Consider the following 15334-nt stretch of genomic DNA (forward strand, 5'->3'; position numbering starts at 1 on the left):
CCCCTCAGCCGCACGCTGCCGAAGCATCCACCGAAGCCGGGACGACGGTCGCCGAGTCGCGCCACAGGGCCTCGACGATAGCGCCCGAGGGGTCGTCCGCCAGGAGCCGTCCCACGGCCCAGCCGCTCCATGCATAGGCGTAGTCCAACTGTTCGGGATCGGTGAACGCCTCGTCCGACGGCGGCCCGGGGGGCTCGGGGCATGCCGCACGCAGGCGCTCCAGGCTCCGTTCCTGCTCGTCCGCGGCCTGGGGAAGTGCGATGGCCTCGGCGAGACCCTCGCTCACCCAGGTGCGCCCCGCAACCGTCGCCCCCAGCCAGCCGGTGGCGGCGTGCACGCCCTCGTGAGTCAGCAGCACGCGCCGCCCGTCTTCGGTCAGGTCGCCGGTGGAATCCGGGTTGACGACGATATGGATCGCGGAATCCTCCTCACCGGTGTCCTCGGTCACCCCACCGTCCAGCTTCCAGGTCACCGCTCCCGTGCCACGGAAGTCGAACGCCGTGGCCGCCATGACCTGCTCGAAGGCATCGGTCGACCCCGGCACCTCGACCACCTGGGTGGTCGAGGGTCGTAGCAGGGAGGACGGCTCCGCACTCGCGACAGCCTCCATGGCAGCCGACGACGAGGCGAGCCAGGCATCGGCCGCCTGGCCGCCGACGACCGTGACCCTGCCGACCCGCTGAACCGTGATCGCCTCGACCAGCCAGACGGGTGTCGGCCGGCCGCTGGACTGCCCGAGATCGCCCAGTAGACACGACCCGCGGACGCAGACCAACGGCGCGTCCACGACATTGTGCGCGACGCTGCGCTCGTCGGTGACCTTCCAGTCGACGCGCCACGACTCCTCCGACGAGACGGTGAACCGGACCTGCGCGAACTGGATGACGTTGCCCCAGATCTCGTCGAGCCGCTCCGCCGGAACAGAGGAGTCGAACACCTCGTCGAACCCGACCCGGTCGCCGGACGAGATGGCCGAGGTGAGCGCATCGGCGAGCCGCGCGGCCTCGGTCGCCCGATCCGCACCGGTAGCCGAGCACGCACCCAGCAGGAGCGGGAGCACCAGGAACAGGCTCAGCAACCGGGCCCGCCAGGACGCGGTCAACCGTCCGTGCCGTTCGCGCGACGCTCGTCGCGCCGCGACACCCGCATGCGCACCGGTGGGATCAGGCCCACCGCGGCAAGATTGGCGACCGCCTGGCGCTCGTCGGGGGTGAAGTCAAGTGCGGGCGGCGCGTCCAGCAGCACCGACACCACGCACTGGCCGCAGGCATTCCCGCGGACTACGCAGCGATCACAGTCGACGTGCAGCGATTCCATGAGTCCAGTGTGAGACCCGCCTCTGACAGTTCTGGACGACGACAGCTCAGAACAGGGTCTGCGGGTCGGTGATGACCTCGTTGACCCACACGCTGAAGTGCAGGTGACACCCGGTGGAATTGCCGGTGGTGCCCACCGCCGCGATGATCTGTCCTGCTTCGACGAACTCTCCCGGGGCCACAGCCATCACCTGGAGGTGGTTGTAGGCCGCCTTGTAGGTGCCGCTGTCGATGATGACCCGGTTGCCCCATCCACTCTCGTAGCGAGCGCTGAGGACGACTCCTGCCCAAGCGGCACGCACGGGCGTGCCACACGCCGCACCGATGTCGGTGCCGTCATGCAGTTCCGAGTACCCACCGATCGGGTTGGTCCGGTATCCGAAGGGCGAGGTGATCGGCCCGTCAGCGGGCCAGATTCCCTCACCGGAGGTGTCCGTGGTGGTGCCGTCACGGCTGGTGCGCTCGGACGACTCGGCCAAGGCGCTGGCCAGCAACTGAGCGTTGGCATCCAGGACGGCCTGGTTCTGTGCGGATTCCAGTTCCGCCATCTGTGAGGAACTGAGCCGACTGACGACCTTCTTCGATTCGGAGATCTTCTGGTCGTACTCGGCGGCGAGGTTCGTCTGCTCCGTGATCTCCGCGTCGATGCGGGTCAGGGAGTCCGACAGTGTCGTCTCCAGGTCCGTCAGACGCTGCTGCTCGGCGTCGAGGCGGGCCAGTTGCTCGTCCATGATCGCCGTGACGCTCTGCATCACCGACATGTCGGCCAGGAACGAGTCCTCCGAGTCGGAGGTGAAGAACAGGTTCACGGCGTCGAAGCCGGCCGCTTGCTGATGGGACGCCACGGCGACGCGCCCGATCTGCACGCGCATCTGGTCGACGAGCACCTGCTGGTCGGCCAGATCGGCGCTGGCGAGGTCGTACTCGCGCTGCGCGGTCGCCTGTTCCTCCTTGGACTGGTTCAGATTGGACTGGACCTCCGTAGCCTCCTTCTGAAGCTGGGCCAGTTCCCGTTGAGCCGTGACCACGGCATCCTCAGCGGCCGCCTGGGGTGCGGCACCGATCATGAGACCCGCCGCCACGGTGAGAGCCATCAGAGGGCTCAGTATCCGCGTGAGCGACATGCATTCCACCTTCGGTTCCAGGATTCCTTAGAGACCTTAGGGCTTCTTAAGCAAATTCTCAAAATCGGCGTTACACGGTTGCCCGGGTTGCCACTACGACTCGACAAATACACCGCTCTGTGCCTGCCTCACGTATCGTCCGATCGAGACCCGCCTGCCCTGCCCCCCGAAGATTGTCGGAACCACCCCCTACGGTGGTTCCCATGAGCGAAACCGTCCGGCCGTCGACCTGCTGGCCCTCGCCCCGAGGGGCACACTACCGGACCTCGGGTCGCACCCGGAAGGGCCTCGGGACGGGCTCTCGCACCCGGAGCGCGCGGTGATCCCGTCGGCCCCGAACTCGCTCCAGCCGAGCCTGGAAGACCTCGGTACACCGCTTCCCCTAGTCACCTTCTGCGTCGTCGATCTCGAGACCACCGGGGGCGGCCCGCAGGCCGCGATCACCGAGTTCGGCGCGGTGAAGGTATGCGGGGGCCAGGTGCTGGGAGAGTTCCAGACGCTCGTCAACCCGCAGGCCCACATCCCGGCCATGATCGCCGTGCTCACGGGCATCACCAACCAGATGGTGGCGGACGCTCCCCCGATCGGCAGGGTCCTGCCGAGCTTCCTGGAGTTCGCCCGCGGCACCGTGCTGGTGGCGCACAACGCACGTTTCGATGTCGGCTTCCTCAAGCGTGCGAGCGAGGCGCTCGGCTACCAGTGGCCAGGCAACGCCGTGGTGGACACCGTGGCGCTGGCACGTCAGACGCTCATGCCCGGCGAGGTGCCCAACGTCAAGCTCGCCACCCTCGCCGACCACTTCCACACCACCATCGAGCCCAGCCACCGCGCTCTGGACGATGCCCGGGCGACCGTCGACGTCCTTCACGGACTGCTGGAGCGGGTCGGCAACCTGGGCGTCGGCACCCTGGAGGACCTCAAGGAGTTCGAGCACCGCGTCTCTCCCCAGCGGCGGGCCAAACGCGCATGGGCCCAGAACCTGCCCGAGGCCCCGGGTGTCTATGTCTTCTTCTCCGACCGCCCCGGGCAGGGACGGCAGGTGCTCTACGTCGGCAAGTCCACCAACATCCGCCGCCGTGTGCGGGGCTACTTCACCTCGTCGGAGACGAGGCCGCGCATGGACGAGATGGTGCGGGTGGCCACCGGCGTGGAGACGATCGTCTGTGCCACCGACCTCGAGGCCGAGATCCGGGAACTACGGATGATCGCCGCACACTCCCCCCGCTACAACCGCCGCTCCAAGCGCCAGAACAAGCTGGCGTGGGTGAAGCTCACGCGCGACTACTGGCCGCGACTGTCGGTGGTCACGAGCGTCGCGGACGACCAGGCCACCTACTGGGGTCCGTTCAGTTCGAGAACCGCAGCGGAGACGGCCTGCCAGACCCTCTACGAGGCCTACCCGATCCGGCAGTGCAGCCAGCGGATGGGCCGCAACGGCAAGGCGTCGTCCTGCGCGCTGGGCGAGATCGGACGATGCCTGGCCCCGTGCACGGGAACCGACCGGGACGTCTATCTGCGCACCGTCGAGGCAGTCCGCGAGGCTGTGACCAGCGACATCCGCCCCACTCTCGCGCTGGTCGGCCGCAGGATCGCGAAGCTGTCACAGCAGCAGCGCTACGAGGACGCCCGCGAGGTCACCGAACGGCTGGAGGCCTTCGTGACGGCCACGACGCGCTTCCACCGCCTGGTCGGGTTGTCCCGGTGCGAACAGATCGTGGCGGCCCGTTGGGAACCGCGGTCATCGTCGCGCCCCGGATGGCACATTCACGTCATCCGTCATGGCCGGCTCGCGGCGGCGGTGGTGGCCGCACCCGGGCAATCCGCTCGCACAATGGCGGACGAGGCCGTGCGGACGGCCGAGACCGTCCTGCCGACGCCCCACGACCTACCCGCGGGATCGGTCGAGGAGGCCGAACGCATCGTCGCCTGGCTGGAGAGTCCCGGCGTCCGGCTCATCGACATCCGTGGCGAATGGTCCCTGCCGGTGCACGTCGGCCTGGACGAGGGCGACCTCGCGCGCTTCACGCTCGGCGGCACCCCGGCCCGGCAACCCGCCGAGGTCGCCTGACCCACTGTCGACGGCGCCCGGCAGGCCCACGAGGGTTCGCCGTGCCTACCGGCTCACACGTCACTTGGCCGCGCGACTGCCGTCCCCGATGCTGACATAGGATGCCGCCATGATCACCGCAATTGTCTTCGTGCACGTGGAAGCGGCCCGGATTCCGGAGGTGGCCGAGCAGATCGCCGCGATCGACGGGGTCAGCGAGGTGTACTCCGTGACCGGCCGCATCGACCTGATCGTGATGGTGCACGTGCCGGCGTTCGACGATGTCGCCGAGGTGGTCTCCGACAAGATCGCCAAGGTGCCCGGTGTGCGTGACACCGAGACCCACCTGGCGTTCCGCGCCTTCAGCGAGCACGACCTGGAGGCCATCTTCTCCCTCGGCGCCGGCGACTGAGCCCGGGACGAGGGTCGGCACCGGTCACCGCGAGGTGAGCCGGTGCCGATCAGCCGATGTCGACGGCCTCGCGGGTCAGGCGATCTCGACGGATTCGATGACGACGTCGTCCACCGGGCTGCTCCCACGCACCGTGGTGGTGGCGATCGCGTCGACGACGGCCTGGCTCGCCGCGTCGGTCACCTCGCCGAAGATCGTGTGCCGCCGGTTGAGATGCGGCGTCGGGACGACGGTGATGAAGAACTGGCTACCGTTGGTGCCGGGGCCGGCGTTGGCCATGGCGAGCAGGTAGGGGCGGTTGAAGACGAGATCGGGGTAGAACTCGTCGGCGAACGCATACCCGGGGCCGCCGCGACCGGTTCCCGTGGGGTCGCCGCCCTGGATCATGAAGCCGTCGATGACGCGGTGGAAGATCGTCCCGTCGTAGTAGGGAGCAGTCTTGCGCTGGCCGTCACGAGGGTCGACGTACTCCTTGGTTCCGCCGGCGAGGCCGACGAAGTTCGCCACCGTCTTGGGGGCGAAATCATCGAACAGCTGGACGACGATGTCGCCGCGGTTGGTGTGCAGGGTGGCCTGGGTCACTTCTCGTTCCCTTCGGATGTGGGCAGTCGTACTCCGCCATCTTCCCAGACGCGGCAAGATGCCGCGGTCGGTACGCGACCCGCCGGAACTCCTCGGCCCCAACCGCCCCGCGCTCGGTTGCGACCACGTAGCGTTGAGACAGCTCGACTACGAGCAAGCTCGATCACGGGCCCAACACAGGAACGGAGAACACCATGAGCAAGAAAGCCAGATTGGCCGCCGAACTGGCCGCCGCCCAAGAGGCCGCCGCCAGGGCCGCCGAACATGGCAGCTCGACGCTGGACGACGTCGTGGGTTACGTCGTGCCGCGTGCAGTGCACGCCAAGGACCAGGCTGCGGCCGTCGTCGGCCCCGCCTTCGAGGGCGCGAAGGAACGTATCGTCCCGCTGGTGAACGATGTGGTCGACAAGGTCACCCCCGCCGTCCAGTCCGCCTACGAAACCGTGTCGGACAAGGTCGAACGTGACGTCTACCCGTGGATTCAAGAGCGTCTCGACGAGGCCGGCGAGGATCCGCGCGTGATCGAGGCCACCCGGCGGAGTCGTTCGGCGCTGGCCGCGATCAAGGGCGACCTGTTGCTGCCCGACCCCGAGCCCGTGATCGTCATCCGGAAGCGCCATGGCGTGCTCCGGACGATCCTTGCGGGCGTCGGACTCGCGGCCCTCATCGCGGCGGTCGTCGTGGCGGTCCGCACGGTGCTCGGCACCAGCGACGACGGCTGGTCGCCCCAGGAGCCCATGGAGCCCGCGCAGGACACCGACGACGAATGGGGGGACAGCCCGTTCGACGACGTCAAGACCGAGCCCGACGTCGACACCACGACGCCGACCTCGGACGAGCAGGCCGCCGAGGCGATGGACGCCGAGGGCGGTGCCCAGGCCGACGACGCCCCCTCCGCGGGGTCGTACGGCGAGGGTGCCTACGTGGGTTCCGAGCCCCCCGAGGGATACACCATCAAGGGGAACGAACGCTCCATGAAGTACCACACGTCCTCGGCCGCGGGATACGAGCGCACCAACGCCGACGTATGGTTCAACAGCGAGGAAGCCGCCCAGGCGGCCGGGTTCACCCGCGCCCTGCGCTGAGAACCCCACTCCTGGGCGCGCGATGCCCTCACGCGCCCAGGAGTCGTCCCGCTCGGCGACGGGCTCGCGTCCCACCACGGTCGATGTTGTCCGGGTGGGCCACGGTGTTGTCCAGGGCCCAATGGTGTTGGCCGTCGCGACGAAGGCATTCCGCGCCGCCCCCCGGACGCGGTTGAGTGTGGGGAAACAGGAGCGACGACGGCTCCCCCGCCTCAGGAGACGACATGACCCACACCATGACCGCCGATACGACCGATCGCGTGACCTCCGGCTCCGAGATCCCTGACACCCCTGACCCTGACGCCACCACCTGGGTGGACGCGCGCCCCTTCCGTGCCCTGGTCTGCCAACTGGTGAGCGATACCGGTCTGCCGTGGCGGGTGCTGGCGCTCATCGCGGGGGTGAGCCCGGCGACGGTGCGCGCCCTGGTGGCGAGCGGGACAGACCAGCGCCTCAGGCGACTGGGCATCGCCGACGCCTGGCGGCTCTACCGACTCGACCAGCAACTGATCGACGGCCTTCGCAAGGAACCGGCGCCGTGCGACGAACTCCGCCCCCTCCTGTGGGCTCTCGGGCTGTGCGGGTGCCAGCCGCACGATCTCGCCCGGTTCGTCGGCGCCGACGTGCCGACGGTGCGCTCCCTGATGGCGGGTGGCAGTGGCTGGTGCTCCCGGCTGACCCTGATCCGCGCGATCGCGGCCTGCCACGCCTGGGGCATCGATCCCACAGCGCTGCCCCGGCGTCCAACCGCCCGCCGCAGGCCGGTCGCCGACGGGCAGCGAGCGGCCTGAACGATGCCGGAAGGACTTGCCTGGCTCGTGACGGCGACAGCTCTGACAGCGACGCAGCTCCTGATCGTCCGCCATCATCCCGAGCCGGACGACATCACACCAGACGTCGAACACAAGCCTCGCTACGCCGCCATGGTGGGGCCGCGGATGATCGTGGGCTGCCTGCTGGTCGCGGCGGCGGCCAGCGCGCTCGCCATCGCGATGCCCCCTGCGGCGCGGCCCGTGTGGGTCGCCTGGGGCAGTTCCGTGATGGTCCTGGTCGTCGTGGACGCCCGGTCGACCTGGCTACCTGCTCGCGCCACGATCCTGGCCGGGGCGAGCGTCGTCACGGGCCTTGCGGCCGGGGCCCTCATCACGCCGACCGGCGCTCTGCCCCACCTCCTCCATGCGGGTGTGGGAAGCCTCGTGGCAGGCCTGTTGTTCGCCTTGCTCTGGTGGACGAGCGGGTCACTGGGTTTCGGCGACGTGTGGCTGGCCGCGATGGTGGGCGGGCTGAGCGCCGCCATGTCACCGGGCTTCTGGTACGTCAGTCTGTTCGCCGGGAGTGCGGCCGCTGCCGCCTGGGGAGGGGTCACGATGCTGCTGCGTCGGCGGCGTCCCTCGCCACTGGGCACGGTCTTCGCCTACGGTCCCGGGTTGTGGCTCGGCCCCTACTGCGCCCTCGCCTGGACGACGCTGCCCGGTGTCAGCCCATGAGGCGGACCACACCGTGGCTCGCCGGGCTCAGCGGTGCCCAGCGGCGCGCTGGGTGGAGTCGACCCACCGCGACAGCAACTCGGTGGCCGCCCCCGAGTCGATCGCCCGCGCCGCCCGATCCACCTTGTCGCGGAGCTGATCGGCAACCCGCACACCGAGCTGGGGCCCGTCGAACGCGAGCAGCGCAGCCGCGGAGTTGATGAGGACGATGTCACGCACCGGTCCGCGCTTACCCGCGAACACGTCACGAGCCACCTGCGCATTCTCGGCGGGCGGGCCACCCACCAGGTCGGGCAGGGTCGCGGGCTGGAGCCCCAACTCCGCCGGGTCCAAGTCCGTCCGCTCGACCTCACCGCCGGAGATCAGCCAGATGTCCGAACGCGTCGTCGTGGTCAACTCGTCCAACCCGTCCTCACCGTGGAAGACCATGCCGCGGCTCCCGCGGCGGGCGAGCACGCCTGCCACGAGGTCGGCGAGCTGCAGGTTCGCGACACCGATCGCGTTGGCGTCAGGACGGGCGGGGTTGGCCAGCGGCCCGAGGAAATTGAAGGTGGTCTGGATGCCGAGTTCCTTGCGGGCCGGCCCCGTGTGCTTGAGCGACCCGTGGTACATCGGGGCGAACAGGAACACCAACCCGCACTCGGCGAGCACCGCTGCCTGCGCCGCGGGGGGCACGTCCAGCGCGACGCCCAAGGCCTCCAGACAGTCGGCCGTGCCGCTCATGGAACTGGCAGCCCGATTGCCGTGCTTGATGACCTTCGCCCCCGCCGCAGCCGCGACGATGGCCGACATGGTCGAGATGTTCACGGTGTTCGCCCGGTCGCCACCCGAGCCCACGACGTCGACGGCCTCGCGCGGCAGTTCGATCGGTGTCGCCTTGGCGAGCATGCCGTCCGCCAGAGCCTGGATCTCACCGACCGTCTCACCCTTGGCGCGCAACGCCACCATGAAGGCGGCCATCCGCACCGGGCTCGCGTTGCCGGAAAGGATCTCGTCCATCGCCCACTGCGCCGTCTGTGCGTCCATGTCGTCGCCGCGAACCAGACTCGTCAACACATTGGGCCATGTGAAATCCATGCGGCTCACTCTAGCCCGGCCCCCACCGGACGCTCACCGGGTCCGTACACCGCCCGCGATCCCGTCGGCCCGAGGCCGATGCGCCCGTGAGCGGGCGTCACAGCAGTTTGCTGGGACCGTGCTTCGTGCCGGGGAAATCGGGGATGTCGTGCCGATCGCCCTCGTCGTGGCGGCTGCTGACTCCCGGGACGACGTCACCGGCGGCCAGCGGGCCTCTGCGGCCGGCCCGCGCGTCGCGCACCACCTGCGCGACATCGTCCGGCAGGCGGATCGGGTCGACCGGGTACGGCGAGACGCCGTCGGCGTTCGACCACGTGGCGAGCCAGGCGTCGGCCGCACGGGCGATGAGCAACACCACCGGCGGGGCGCCGGGAATCTCGTCCTTGATCTGATGGGCCAGGCCCATGCCCCCGGGCGTCGCCTCGCCGTCGAACACCGCGGCGTCGAAACGCTCGTTGTCCATCGCCTTGATCGCCGCGTCATAGGTGGCGAACTCCGAGATGACCACCTCGGGCAGGTCGGAGGCGATCCGTCGCCCGAGCGCCAGCCTGATCTGCTCGCGCACGATCCGATCGTCCGAATAGACGATCACCTTCAGCACATCGGTCGCGGTCTCAGCCGAAGCAGTTGTCATGGCTTCTTCCTCGGGTCACAGGCGCGGCACATCATCGACCGCAACTCACATGGTCATGGCGATGCTACCGCGTTCGGCGGTGTCTGGTCATACTGCACCAACCGCGGGGCGCGATCGCCCGGTATGGCGGACTTGCGGCGTATCGGACAATGGGTTCGTGCGATTCCTGACTGCCAAACCGGCCTACGACCTCACCTACAACGACGTCTTCATGACGCCGAATCGCAGCACGGTGGCATCTCGACTCGATGTGGACCTCACGTCGACCGACGGCATCGAGCTCCCGCTGCCCCTCGTGGTGGCGAACATGACGGCGATCTCGGGCCGCCGGATGGCCGAGACCGTCGCCCGGCGCGGCGGGTTGGCCGTGCTGCCGCAAGACATCCCCCTAGACGTCGTCGCGGAGTCGATCGGCCGGGTCAAACGGGCTCCGACGCAGTTCGAGACCCCCGTGACCGTCTCCCCCACCACTCCCGTGGGCGACGCGCTGACGCTGATGCCCAAGCGTGCTCATGGTGTTGTGGTGGTCGTCGACGACTCGGGAGCGCCCGTCGGCCTGATGGGCGCCTCCGAGGCCCAGGGCGTCGACCGCTTCGCCCAGGTGCACGAGGTGATGAACACCTCGCTCACGCTTGCGAGCCCCGACGCGACACCCCAGGAGGTCTTCGACCTGCTCGCCGGCCATCGGCAGCGGCTGGCGGTCGCGGTGGACGCAGACGGACGCCTCGTCGGCGTCATGACCACCCGCGGTGCGCTGCGCTCGGCGATCTACCGGCCCGCGCTGGACGCCAAGGGCCGTCTCCGGGTCGCCGCCGCGATCGGGATCAGCGGTGATGCGCCCGGGCACGCCGAGGCCCTGCTCGCGGCGGAGGCCGATGTCCTGGTTCTCGACACCGCTCACGGGCACCAGCAGCGCATGCTAGACGCGCTCGCCTCGGTCGTCCCCGTGCGGGACGCCTTCGCCGAACGGACCGGACGCAGGGTTCCCCTCGTGGCCGGCAACGTCGTCACGGCAGAAGGCACCACCGACCTGCTGGAGGCAGGGGCGGACGTGGTCAAGGTGGGCGTGGGCCCTGGTGCGATGTGCACGACGCGCATGCAGACCGGGGTCGGCCGGCCGCAGTTCAGCGCGGTGCTGGAATGCGCCGCGGCGGCACGTGAGTTGGGCGGTGCCGTCTGGGCCGACGGCGGCGTCCGGCACCCCCGTGACGTCGCCCTCGCGCTGGCCGCGGGAGCGGGCAACGTCATGATCGGGTCGTGGTTCGCGGGCACTCACGAGTCGACGGGCGACCTGCAGTACGACCCCGACGGTCGCGCCTACAAGGAGAGCTTCGGCATGGCCTCGGCACGCGCCGTACGCAACCGCACCCGGGGCCAGTCCGGATTCGAGCGGGCGAAGGCGGCCTTGTTCGAGGAGGGAATCAGCAGTTCCAAGATGTATCTCGACCCCGATCGTCCGGGCGTCGAGGACCTCGTCGACTGGATCACCTCGGGTGTCCGGTCGTCCTGCACGTATGCCGGCGCACGGACGCTGGGCGAGTTCGCCGAACGGGCCGTGGTGGGCATCCAGTCGCCCTCCGGCTACGAGGAGGGACGGCCGCTCTCCTCCTCGTGGAGCTGAGTCGACGGGGTGTGAGCAGGCCACACCTACTCGTGCGGGCCGCCGGGGCAGGCTCCCCGCGCGTGCGACGGGACGAGACGACGAACCCCGGGGACCGATGATCCCCGGGGTTCGTCCACGTCCGGTAAGGGTGGTGCCCCGATTGTGCGGGCGGGCTCAGTGGAAGGAGTCGCCGCAGGCGCAGGTGCTTGTCGCGTTCGGGTTGTCGATCGTGAAGCCTTGGGCCTCGATGGTGTCGACGAAGTCGATGACGGCGCCGCTCAGGTAGGGTGCGCTCATCTTGTCCACGACGAGCGCGACGCCGTCGTAGGGGTAGCTGAGATCGCCGTCGAGCCGGCGATCGTCGAACATCAGCTGGTAGCGCAGGCCGGAGCAGCCACCGGGCTGGACGGCGATCCGCAGAGCCAGGTCATCGCGGCCTTCGGCCGTGAGCAGGGCGGCGGCCTTGGCCGCAGCCGCATCGGTCAGAGTGACACCGGTGACGTTCACAGCGGTATCTGTCATGATTCGGCTCCATCCGTTGTCCTACCGCGCAGCAGGGTCGCGGCGCGCTTTCGGTTAGTCTACCCAAAGCCCGGCTCGAACCCCGTGATGCTCTCGCCTCGATCACACGACCCTCAGCCCGGGATCAGCCCGTCGTCGACACGCGATTCCTGCAGCCATTCCCGCACCTCGTGCAACGGCGTGTCGGCTGCCGGGACGATGAGATCGGACAGCCTCAGGACGCCCGACGCGGCTCGCGTCCCGAGCCGCCGGACCAGATCACCCATCTCCGACAGGATCGACGCGAGGGCCTCCTCGTCCCGGTCCTCCACCGCCTGGGTGACCAGGTCGTCGAGCACGTTCAGGCGGGCGAGCGCATCGTCCGGCACCTCCCACTGCCCGTCGCCCATGATGCGGACGATCACTGCTCCGTCCCCTCGGGGGCAATCGCGTGATCGGCGGCGTCCGTGGACGTGGGCGGGGTGGCGAGGGGCTCGGAGGCCACCGGTGGCTGAGTGAGTACCGGCTGGGTGACCGCCGGCTGCGTGAGTACCGGCTGGGTGATCGGCGCGTCCTGCACGTCGGTCGCGGGCAGCGAACCGGGCTGCTGATACTGCTGGTCCGTGGGGACCGCAGCGTCGGCCAGGTCGGCCCTCAGCGCCTGCAACTCCTCCTCGACCCCCGGGGCCACCGGCGAGATCGACGACTCACCGGCCACGGACTCGTCGGCCTGTGTGATGGGCGGCACCGTCCCGTTCGCGATCAGGTCACCCAGCGCGGAGGCCCGCTGCCTGGTCTGGAGCGCCGCGGTCTCCGCGTCCCGTATCACCTCGCCGACGTCCCCAAGTTCCCTGCTGACGGCAGCGGACGCCTCCTCGATGCGCGCTCGCGCGTCCTCGGCGGCCTCGGTCGCCCGCAACGCCTCGATGCGCGTGCGGAAGGCATCCGCCTTGGCCTGCAACCGAGTGCTCGTGAGAACGAGCTTCTCCTCCTCGGTGAGCAGGCGGGAGCGGTCGGACTCCAGCTCGTGGAGCTGGGCGTGCAGCCCGGCCTTGCGGGTCAGCGCCTCCCGCGCGAGATCGTCGCGTCCCTGGGCGAGGGCATGCCGCGCGGCGGTGGTGAGCCTGTCCATCTCGGCGGCGAGCTGGTTGAGGCTTTGGTCGAGTTCCTTGCGGCTGCTGGCGACTTCGGCAGCACCGCGGCGCACGTGCTGCAGCAGGTCGAGCTGCTGCCGGTAGGCATGGTCGAGGGCGTCGCCAGTATCTGTGTCCTTGTCGAGGACCTGGCTCTCCTTCGGTTTGATGATCGCCGACAAGCGATCGAAGAGGCTGGCCATGATGTGCGGGGTCCTTCCTGCTCACGATCCAGCTTAGAGTGAGCCAAGTTTCCGGCGCGGGACACGCCGTATGCGTGACCGCTTCGAAATACGCGACAGCTCGCAGGGCACCGCCCGTTCGCATGGACATCCCCATGCTGGCAAACCCGCAGCCGCGAACTAGACTGGACAGGCACACTCGACCAGAAGGACTTCCGTGGGACTTTTTCGCCCCTACCAGCGCAATGAGGTAGCCGACAAGGCGCAGGGCACCGTAGCCCCGGCCCCGGCGACCGTCTCCTCGTCCCCGTCGTCGGCGGGCAAGGGCACTCCGACCCCGAGCCGCCGCCAGGCAGAGCAGGAACGGCTGGCGCGACTCCACCCGACGCTCAGCAAACGCGAGCTGAAGCAACGCGAGCGCGAGGCGAGCCGGGCGCGGTCGGACCGGGAATGGGCCCAGGTCGAGTCGTTGCCCGAGCGCGTGCTGCTGCGCAATTTCGTCGACTCCCGCTGGTCGATCAGCGAGTTCACCTGGCCGGTGCTGATGGTCATGATGGCGGCGTTCCTCACGAGCCAGTGGTGGCCCGCGATGTCGTACTACTCCTCGTACGCGATCTGGGTCCTGATGGTGGTCATCATCATCGAGGTCGGCTGGACGTGGTCGAAATACCGCAAGCTGCTGGACGAGCGTCTTCCGCGTGCGTCCCGCAAGGGGCTGTTGATGTACATGGGATCGCGGATGATCTCGATGCGTCGTTTCCGCCGTCCACCTGCGGAGATCCCGCGCGGGGGCGAGTACTGATGCCCTATCGCTGGCACGCCGACCTCGCGCCCGGCACCGAGACGACACCGGACGATCTCGTGTGCGCGGGCATCGGCATGCGGTTCGACGACCAGGCCGCCGCCGAGGAGTGGCTGGGCGCGTTCTACGCCGACCTGCAGGATCTGGGCGTGTCTCAGGTGAGCCTCTTCGAGGAGGACCGGCTCGTCTACGGGCCGATGTCGCTGGACGAGTGAGCCGGGCGTTCAGCGCACGTGCGACGGCACGAAAGGCGGCTTGACCAGCTCGAACGACTCGACCCGGTTGCGGACGCGAACACCGACGACGTCTCCGGGCGCCTGGTTCGCGTCCACCAGCGCCAGGCCGATGCCGTAGCGCAGGGTGGGCGAGAAGGTTCCGGACGTCACCGTGCCGATCACCGTCTCGCCGGACGCGTCCACGACCTCCATACCGTGCCGGGGGATGCCGCGTCCCAATGACCGCAACCCCCGCGCGCGGCGGGCGGGACCGGCGGCACGGATCGCGAGCAGCGCGTCCCGGCCCATGAAGGCGGGTTTGCCCCAGCCGATCGCCCACGACAGACCGGCCTCGACCGGGTCGATGCCGGCGGTGATGTCGTTGCCGTGCAGCGGATAACCCATCTCGGTGCGCAACGTGTCCCGCGCCCCGAGCCCGCAGGCATGGACGCCCAGGCCCTCGCCGGCCTCCAACAGGCGCTGCCACCACACCGACGCCTCGGAGGCGGGGACGACGAGCTCGATGCCACGCTCACCGGTGTATCCGGTGCGGCAGATCGTCGCGTCCTCGCCGAGCGAGCGGAATGCCATGTAGCCGAGGTCCGCAGGCAACCCGGCCGCCGCCAGCAGATCGTCACAGGACGGGCCCTGCACGGCGATCACCGCCCGGTCATGGTGCAGGTCGCGCACCTCGACGCCCACGGGCGCCGTCGCGGCGACGACGGCGGCGACCTGCGCGGCGTTCGCCGCGTTCGGGACGAGCAGGACGCGTTCGTCGCCCGAGACGTAGGCGATGAGGTCGTCGGTCACCCCGCCCCGCTCGTTGCACAGGAGGGTGTACTGCGCACGCCCGGCGCCGATCCGCCCCAGGTCACCGGTCAGCAGACGATCGAGATGGTCCTTGGCGCCCGGTCCGGTGACGAGCAGCTTGCCCAGATGGGACACGTCGAACAGCCCGACGCGCTCGCGCACTGCCGCGTGCTCGGCGAGCACACCGGCACCGGCGTACTCGATCGGCATCGACCAACCGCCGAACTCGGCGAGCTTCGCTCCGTGGGCCTCGTGCCACTCGTGCAGGGGCGAGACGTGCAGCCCCACCGGTTCACCGGCAGCGCCGTGCGTACCCTCGCTCAT

The 15334-nt window shown here is 69.4% G+C and carries 18 protein-coding genes; 8 read left to right on the plus strand and 10 right to left on the minus strand.

Annotated elements, in window-relative coordinates; all coding sequences use genetic code 11:
• Positions 1 to 4: 4 nt before the first annotated feature.
• The 3 genes from FB473_RS10990 to FB473_RS18265 are packed head-to-tail and all read right to left on the minus strand — an operon-like array spanning position 5 to position 2440.
• Positions 5 to 1102: a hypothetical protein gene (locus FB473_RS10990; RefSeq protein WP_167167441.1), complete on the minus strand. Its 1098-nt coding sequence runs from the start codon at positions 1100 to 1102 to the stop codon at positions 5 to 7.
• Entirely contained in the window at positions 1099 to 1317 is a 219-nt protein-coding gene (locus FB473_RS10995) for a hypothetical protein (RefSeq protein WP_167167444.1), read from the minus strand. The genes FB473_RS10990 and FB473_RS10995 overlap by 4 nt, the downstream gene beginning before the upstream one ends.
• A gap of 46 nt (positions 1318 to 1363) precedes the next feature.
• Positions 1364 to 2440, minus strand: a complete 1077-nt coding sequence (locus FB473_RS18265) for a M23 family metallopeptidase (protein ID WP_167167447.1) — start codon at positions 2438 to 2440, stop codon at positions 1364 to 1366.
• A gap of 319 nt (positions 2441 to 2759) precedes the next feature.
• Between FB473_RS18265 and FB473_RS11005 the strand changes: the two genes are divergently transcribed.
• Entirely contained in the window at positions 2760 to 4508 is a 1749-nt protein-coding gene (locus FB473_RS11005; RefSeq protein ID WP_341770102.1) for a DEDD exonuclease domain-containing protein, read from the plus strand.
• Between the two features lie 109 nt (positions 4509 to 4617).
• Positions 4618 to 4899 carry an Lrp/AsnC family transcriptional regulator gene (locus tag FB473_RS11010; RefSeq protein WP_167167449.1) on the plus strand — a complete coding sequence of 94 codons (282 nt, stop codon included), beginning with the start codon at positions 4618 to 4620 and terminating at the stop codon, positions 4897 to 4899.
• Between the two features lie 75 nt (positions 4900 to 4974).
• On the opposite strand, the gene FB473_RS11015 is transcribed toward FB473_RS11010, so the two are convergent.
• A complete protein-coding gene (locus FB473_RS11015; RefSeq protein ID WP_167167452.1) occupies positions 4975 to 5481 on the minus strand; it encodes a peptidylprolyl isomerase in 507 nt (168 codons plus the stop codon).
• A 194-nt stretch (positions 5482 to 5675) separates the two neighbouring features.
• Between FB473_RS11015 and FB473_RS11020 the strand changes: the two genes are divergently transcribed.
• The 3 genes from FB473_RS11020 to FB473_RS11030 all read left to right on the plus strand — a co-directional run bounded on the left by FB473_RS11020 (position 5676) and on the right by FB473_RS11030 (position 8053).
• A complete protein-coding gene (locus FB473_RS11020; RefSeq protein ID WP_167167455.1) occupies positions 5676 to 6566 on the plus strand; it encodes a sunset domain-containing protein in 891 nt (296 codons plus the stop codon).
• A 224-nt stretch (positions 6567 to 6790) separates the two neighbouring features.
• A complete protein-coding gene (locus FB473_RS11025; protein WP_167167458.1) occupies positions 6791 to 7357 on the plus strand; it encodes a hypothetical protein in 567 nt (188 codons plus the stop codon).
• 27 nt (positions 7358 to 7384) lie between these two features.
• On the plus strand, positions 7385 to 8053 hold the full coding sequence (locus FB473_RS11030; RefSeq protein WP_167167461.1) for a prepilin peptidase: 669 nt from the start codon (positions 7385 to 7387) through the stop codon (positions 8051 to 8053).
• Positions 8054 to 8080: 27 nt separating this feature from the next.
• Here the strand turns inward: FB473_RS11030 and trpD are convergent, their stop codons facing one another.
• Together trpD and FB473_RS11040 are read right to left on the minus strand one after the other, a co-directional pair.
• Positions 8081 to 9130 (minus strand): anthranilate phosphoribosyltransferase, encoded by a 1050-nt coding sequence (gene trpD / locus FB473_RS11035; protein WP_167167464.1) that lies wholly within the window; start codon positions 9128 to 9130, stop codon positions 8081 to 8083.
• Positions 9131 to 9227: 97 nt separating this feature from the next.
• Positions 9228 to 9764 carry a response regulator transcription factor gene (locus FB473_RS11040; RefSeq protein ID WP_167167467.1) on the minus strand — a complete coding sequence of 179 codons (537 nt, stop codon included), beginning with the start codon at positions 9762 to 9764 and terminating at the stop codon, positions 9228 to 9230.
• 157 nt (positions 9765 to 9921) lie between these two features.
• Here FB473_RS11040 and FB473_RS11045 point away from each other — a divergent pair, with 157 nt between their 5' ends.
• Positions 9922 to 11385, plus strand: coding sequence for a GuaB1 family IMP dehydrogenase-related protein (locus tag FB473_RS11045; RefSeq protein WP_341770103.1), 1464 nt, complete (start codon positions 9922 to 9924; stop codon positions 11383 to 11385).
• Positions 11386 to 11541: 156 nt separating this feature from the next.
• Here the strand turns inward: FB473_RS11045 and erpA are convergent, their stop codons facing one another.
• From erpA to FB473_RS11060, 3 genes are all read right to left on the minus strand, one after another.
• Complete coding sequence (gene erpA, locus FB473_RS11050) at positions 11542 to 11889, minus strand: iron-sulfur cluster insertion protein ErpA (RefSeq protein ID WP_167167473.1); 348 nt, start codon at positions 11887 to 11889, stop codon at positions 11542 to 11544.
• A 113-nt stretch (positions 11890 to 12002) separates the two neighbouring features.
• Positions 12003 to 12293: a PspA-associated protein PspAA gene (gene pspAA, locus FB473_RS11055; RefSeq protein WP_167167476.1), complete on the minus strand. Its 291-nt coding sequence runs from the start codon at positions 12291 to 12293 to the stop codon at positions 12003 to 12005.
• Complete coding sequence (locus FB473_RS11060; protein WP_167167479.1) at positions 12290 to 13204, minus strand: PspA/IM30 family protein; 915 nt, start codon at positions 13202 to 13204, stop codon at positions 12290 to 12292. Before FB473_RS11060 ends, pspAA begins: the two co-directional genes overlap by 4 nt.
• Before the next feature lie 196 nt (positions 13205 to 13400).
• Here FB473_RS11060 and FB473_RS11065 point away from each other — a divergent pair, with 196 nt between their 5' ends.
• Together FB473_RS11065 and FB473_RS11070 are read left to right on the plus strand one after the other, a co-directional pair.
• Positions 13401 to 13985, plus strand: a complete 585-nt coding sequence (locus tag FB473_RS11065) for a DUF3043 domain-containing protein (protein ID WP_167167482.1) — start codon at positions 13401 to 13403, stop codon at positions 13983 to 13985.
• Positions 13985 to 14200 carry a hypothetical protein gene (locus FB473_RS11070; protein ID WP_167167485.1) on the plus strand — a complete coding sequence of 72 codons (216 nt, stop codon included), beginning with the start codon at positions 13985 to 13987 and terminating at the stop codon, positions 14198 to 14200. Before FB473_RS11065 ends, FB473_RS11070 begins: the two co-directional genes overlap by 1 nt.
• A gap of 9 nt (positions 14201 to 14209) precedes the next feature.
• Here the strand turns inward: FB473_RS11070 and gcvT are convergent, their stop codons facing one another.
• The gene (gcvT, locus tag FB473_RS11075) at positions 14210 to 15334 is read right to left on the minus strand and encodes a glycine cleavage system aminomethyltransferase GcvT (protein ID WP_167167488.1); all 1125 of its coding nucleotides are present in this window, start codon (positions 15332 to 15334) and stop codon (positions 14210 to 14212) included.

It is taken from the genome of Brooklawnia cerclae (genome assembly GCF_011758645.1).
Lineage (GTDB): Bacteria > Actinomycetota > Actinomycetes > Propionibacteriales > Propionibacteriaceae > Brooklawnia > Brooklawnia cerclae.

Excerpts from the sequence above, each read along its gene's own strand:
- FB473_RS10995 (WP_167167444.1), bottom strand. The coding sequence starts at position 1,317 with ATGGAATCGCTGCACGTCGACTGTGATCGCTGCGTAGTCCGCGGGAAT.
- FB473_RS18265 (WP_167167447.1), bottom strand. The coding sequence starts at position 2,440 with ATGTCGCTCACGCGGATACTGAGCCCTCTGATGGCTCTCACCGTGGCG.
- FB473_RS11010 (WP_167167449.1), top strand. The coding sequence starts at position 4,618 with ATGATCACCGCAATTGTCTTCGTGCACGTGGAAGCGGCCCGGATTCCG.
- FB473_RS11020 (WP_167167455.1), top strand. The coding sequence starts at position 5,676 with ATGAGCAAGAAAGCCAGATTGGCCGCCGAACTGGCCGCCGCCCAAGAG.
- FB473_RS11025 (WP_167167458.1), top strand. The coding sequence starts at position 6,791 with ATGACCCACACCATGACCGCCGATACGACCGATCGCGTGACCTCCGGC.
- trpD (WP_167167464.1), bottom strand. The coding sequence starts at position 9,130 with ATGGATTTCACATGGCCCAATGTGTTGACGAGTCTGGTTCGCGGCGAC.
- FB473_RS11040 (WP_167167467.1), bottom strand. The coding sequence starts at position 9,764 with ATGACAACTGCTTCGGCTGAGACCGCGACCGATGTGCTGAAGGTGATC.
- erpA (WP_167167473.1), bottom strand. The coding sequence starts at position 11,889 with ATGACAGATACCGCTGTGAACGTCACCGGTGTCACTCTGACCGATGCG.
- FB473_RS11060 (WP_167167479.1), bottom strand. The coding sequence starts at position 13,204 with ATGGCCAGCCTCTTCGATCGCTTGTCGGCGATCATCAAACCGAAGGAG.
- FB473_RS11070 (WP_167167485.1), top strand. The coding sequence starts at position 13,985 with ATGCCCTATCGCTGGCACGCCGACCTCGCGCCCGGCACCGAGACGACA.
- gcvT (WP_167167488.1), bottom strand. The coding sequence starts at position 15,334 with ATGAGCGAGGGTACGCACGGCGCTGCCGGTGAACCGGTGGGGCTGCAC.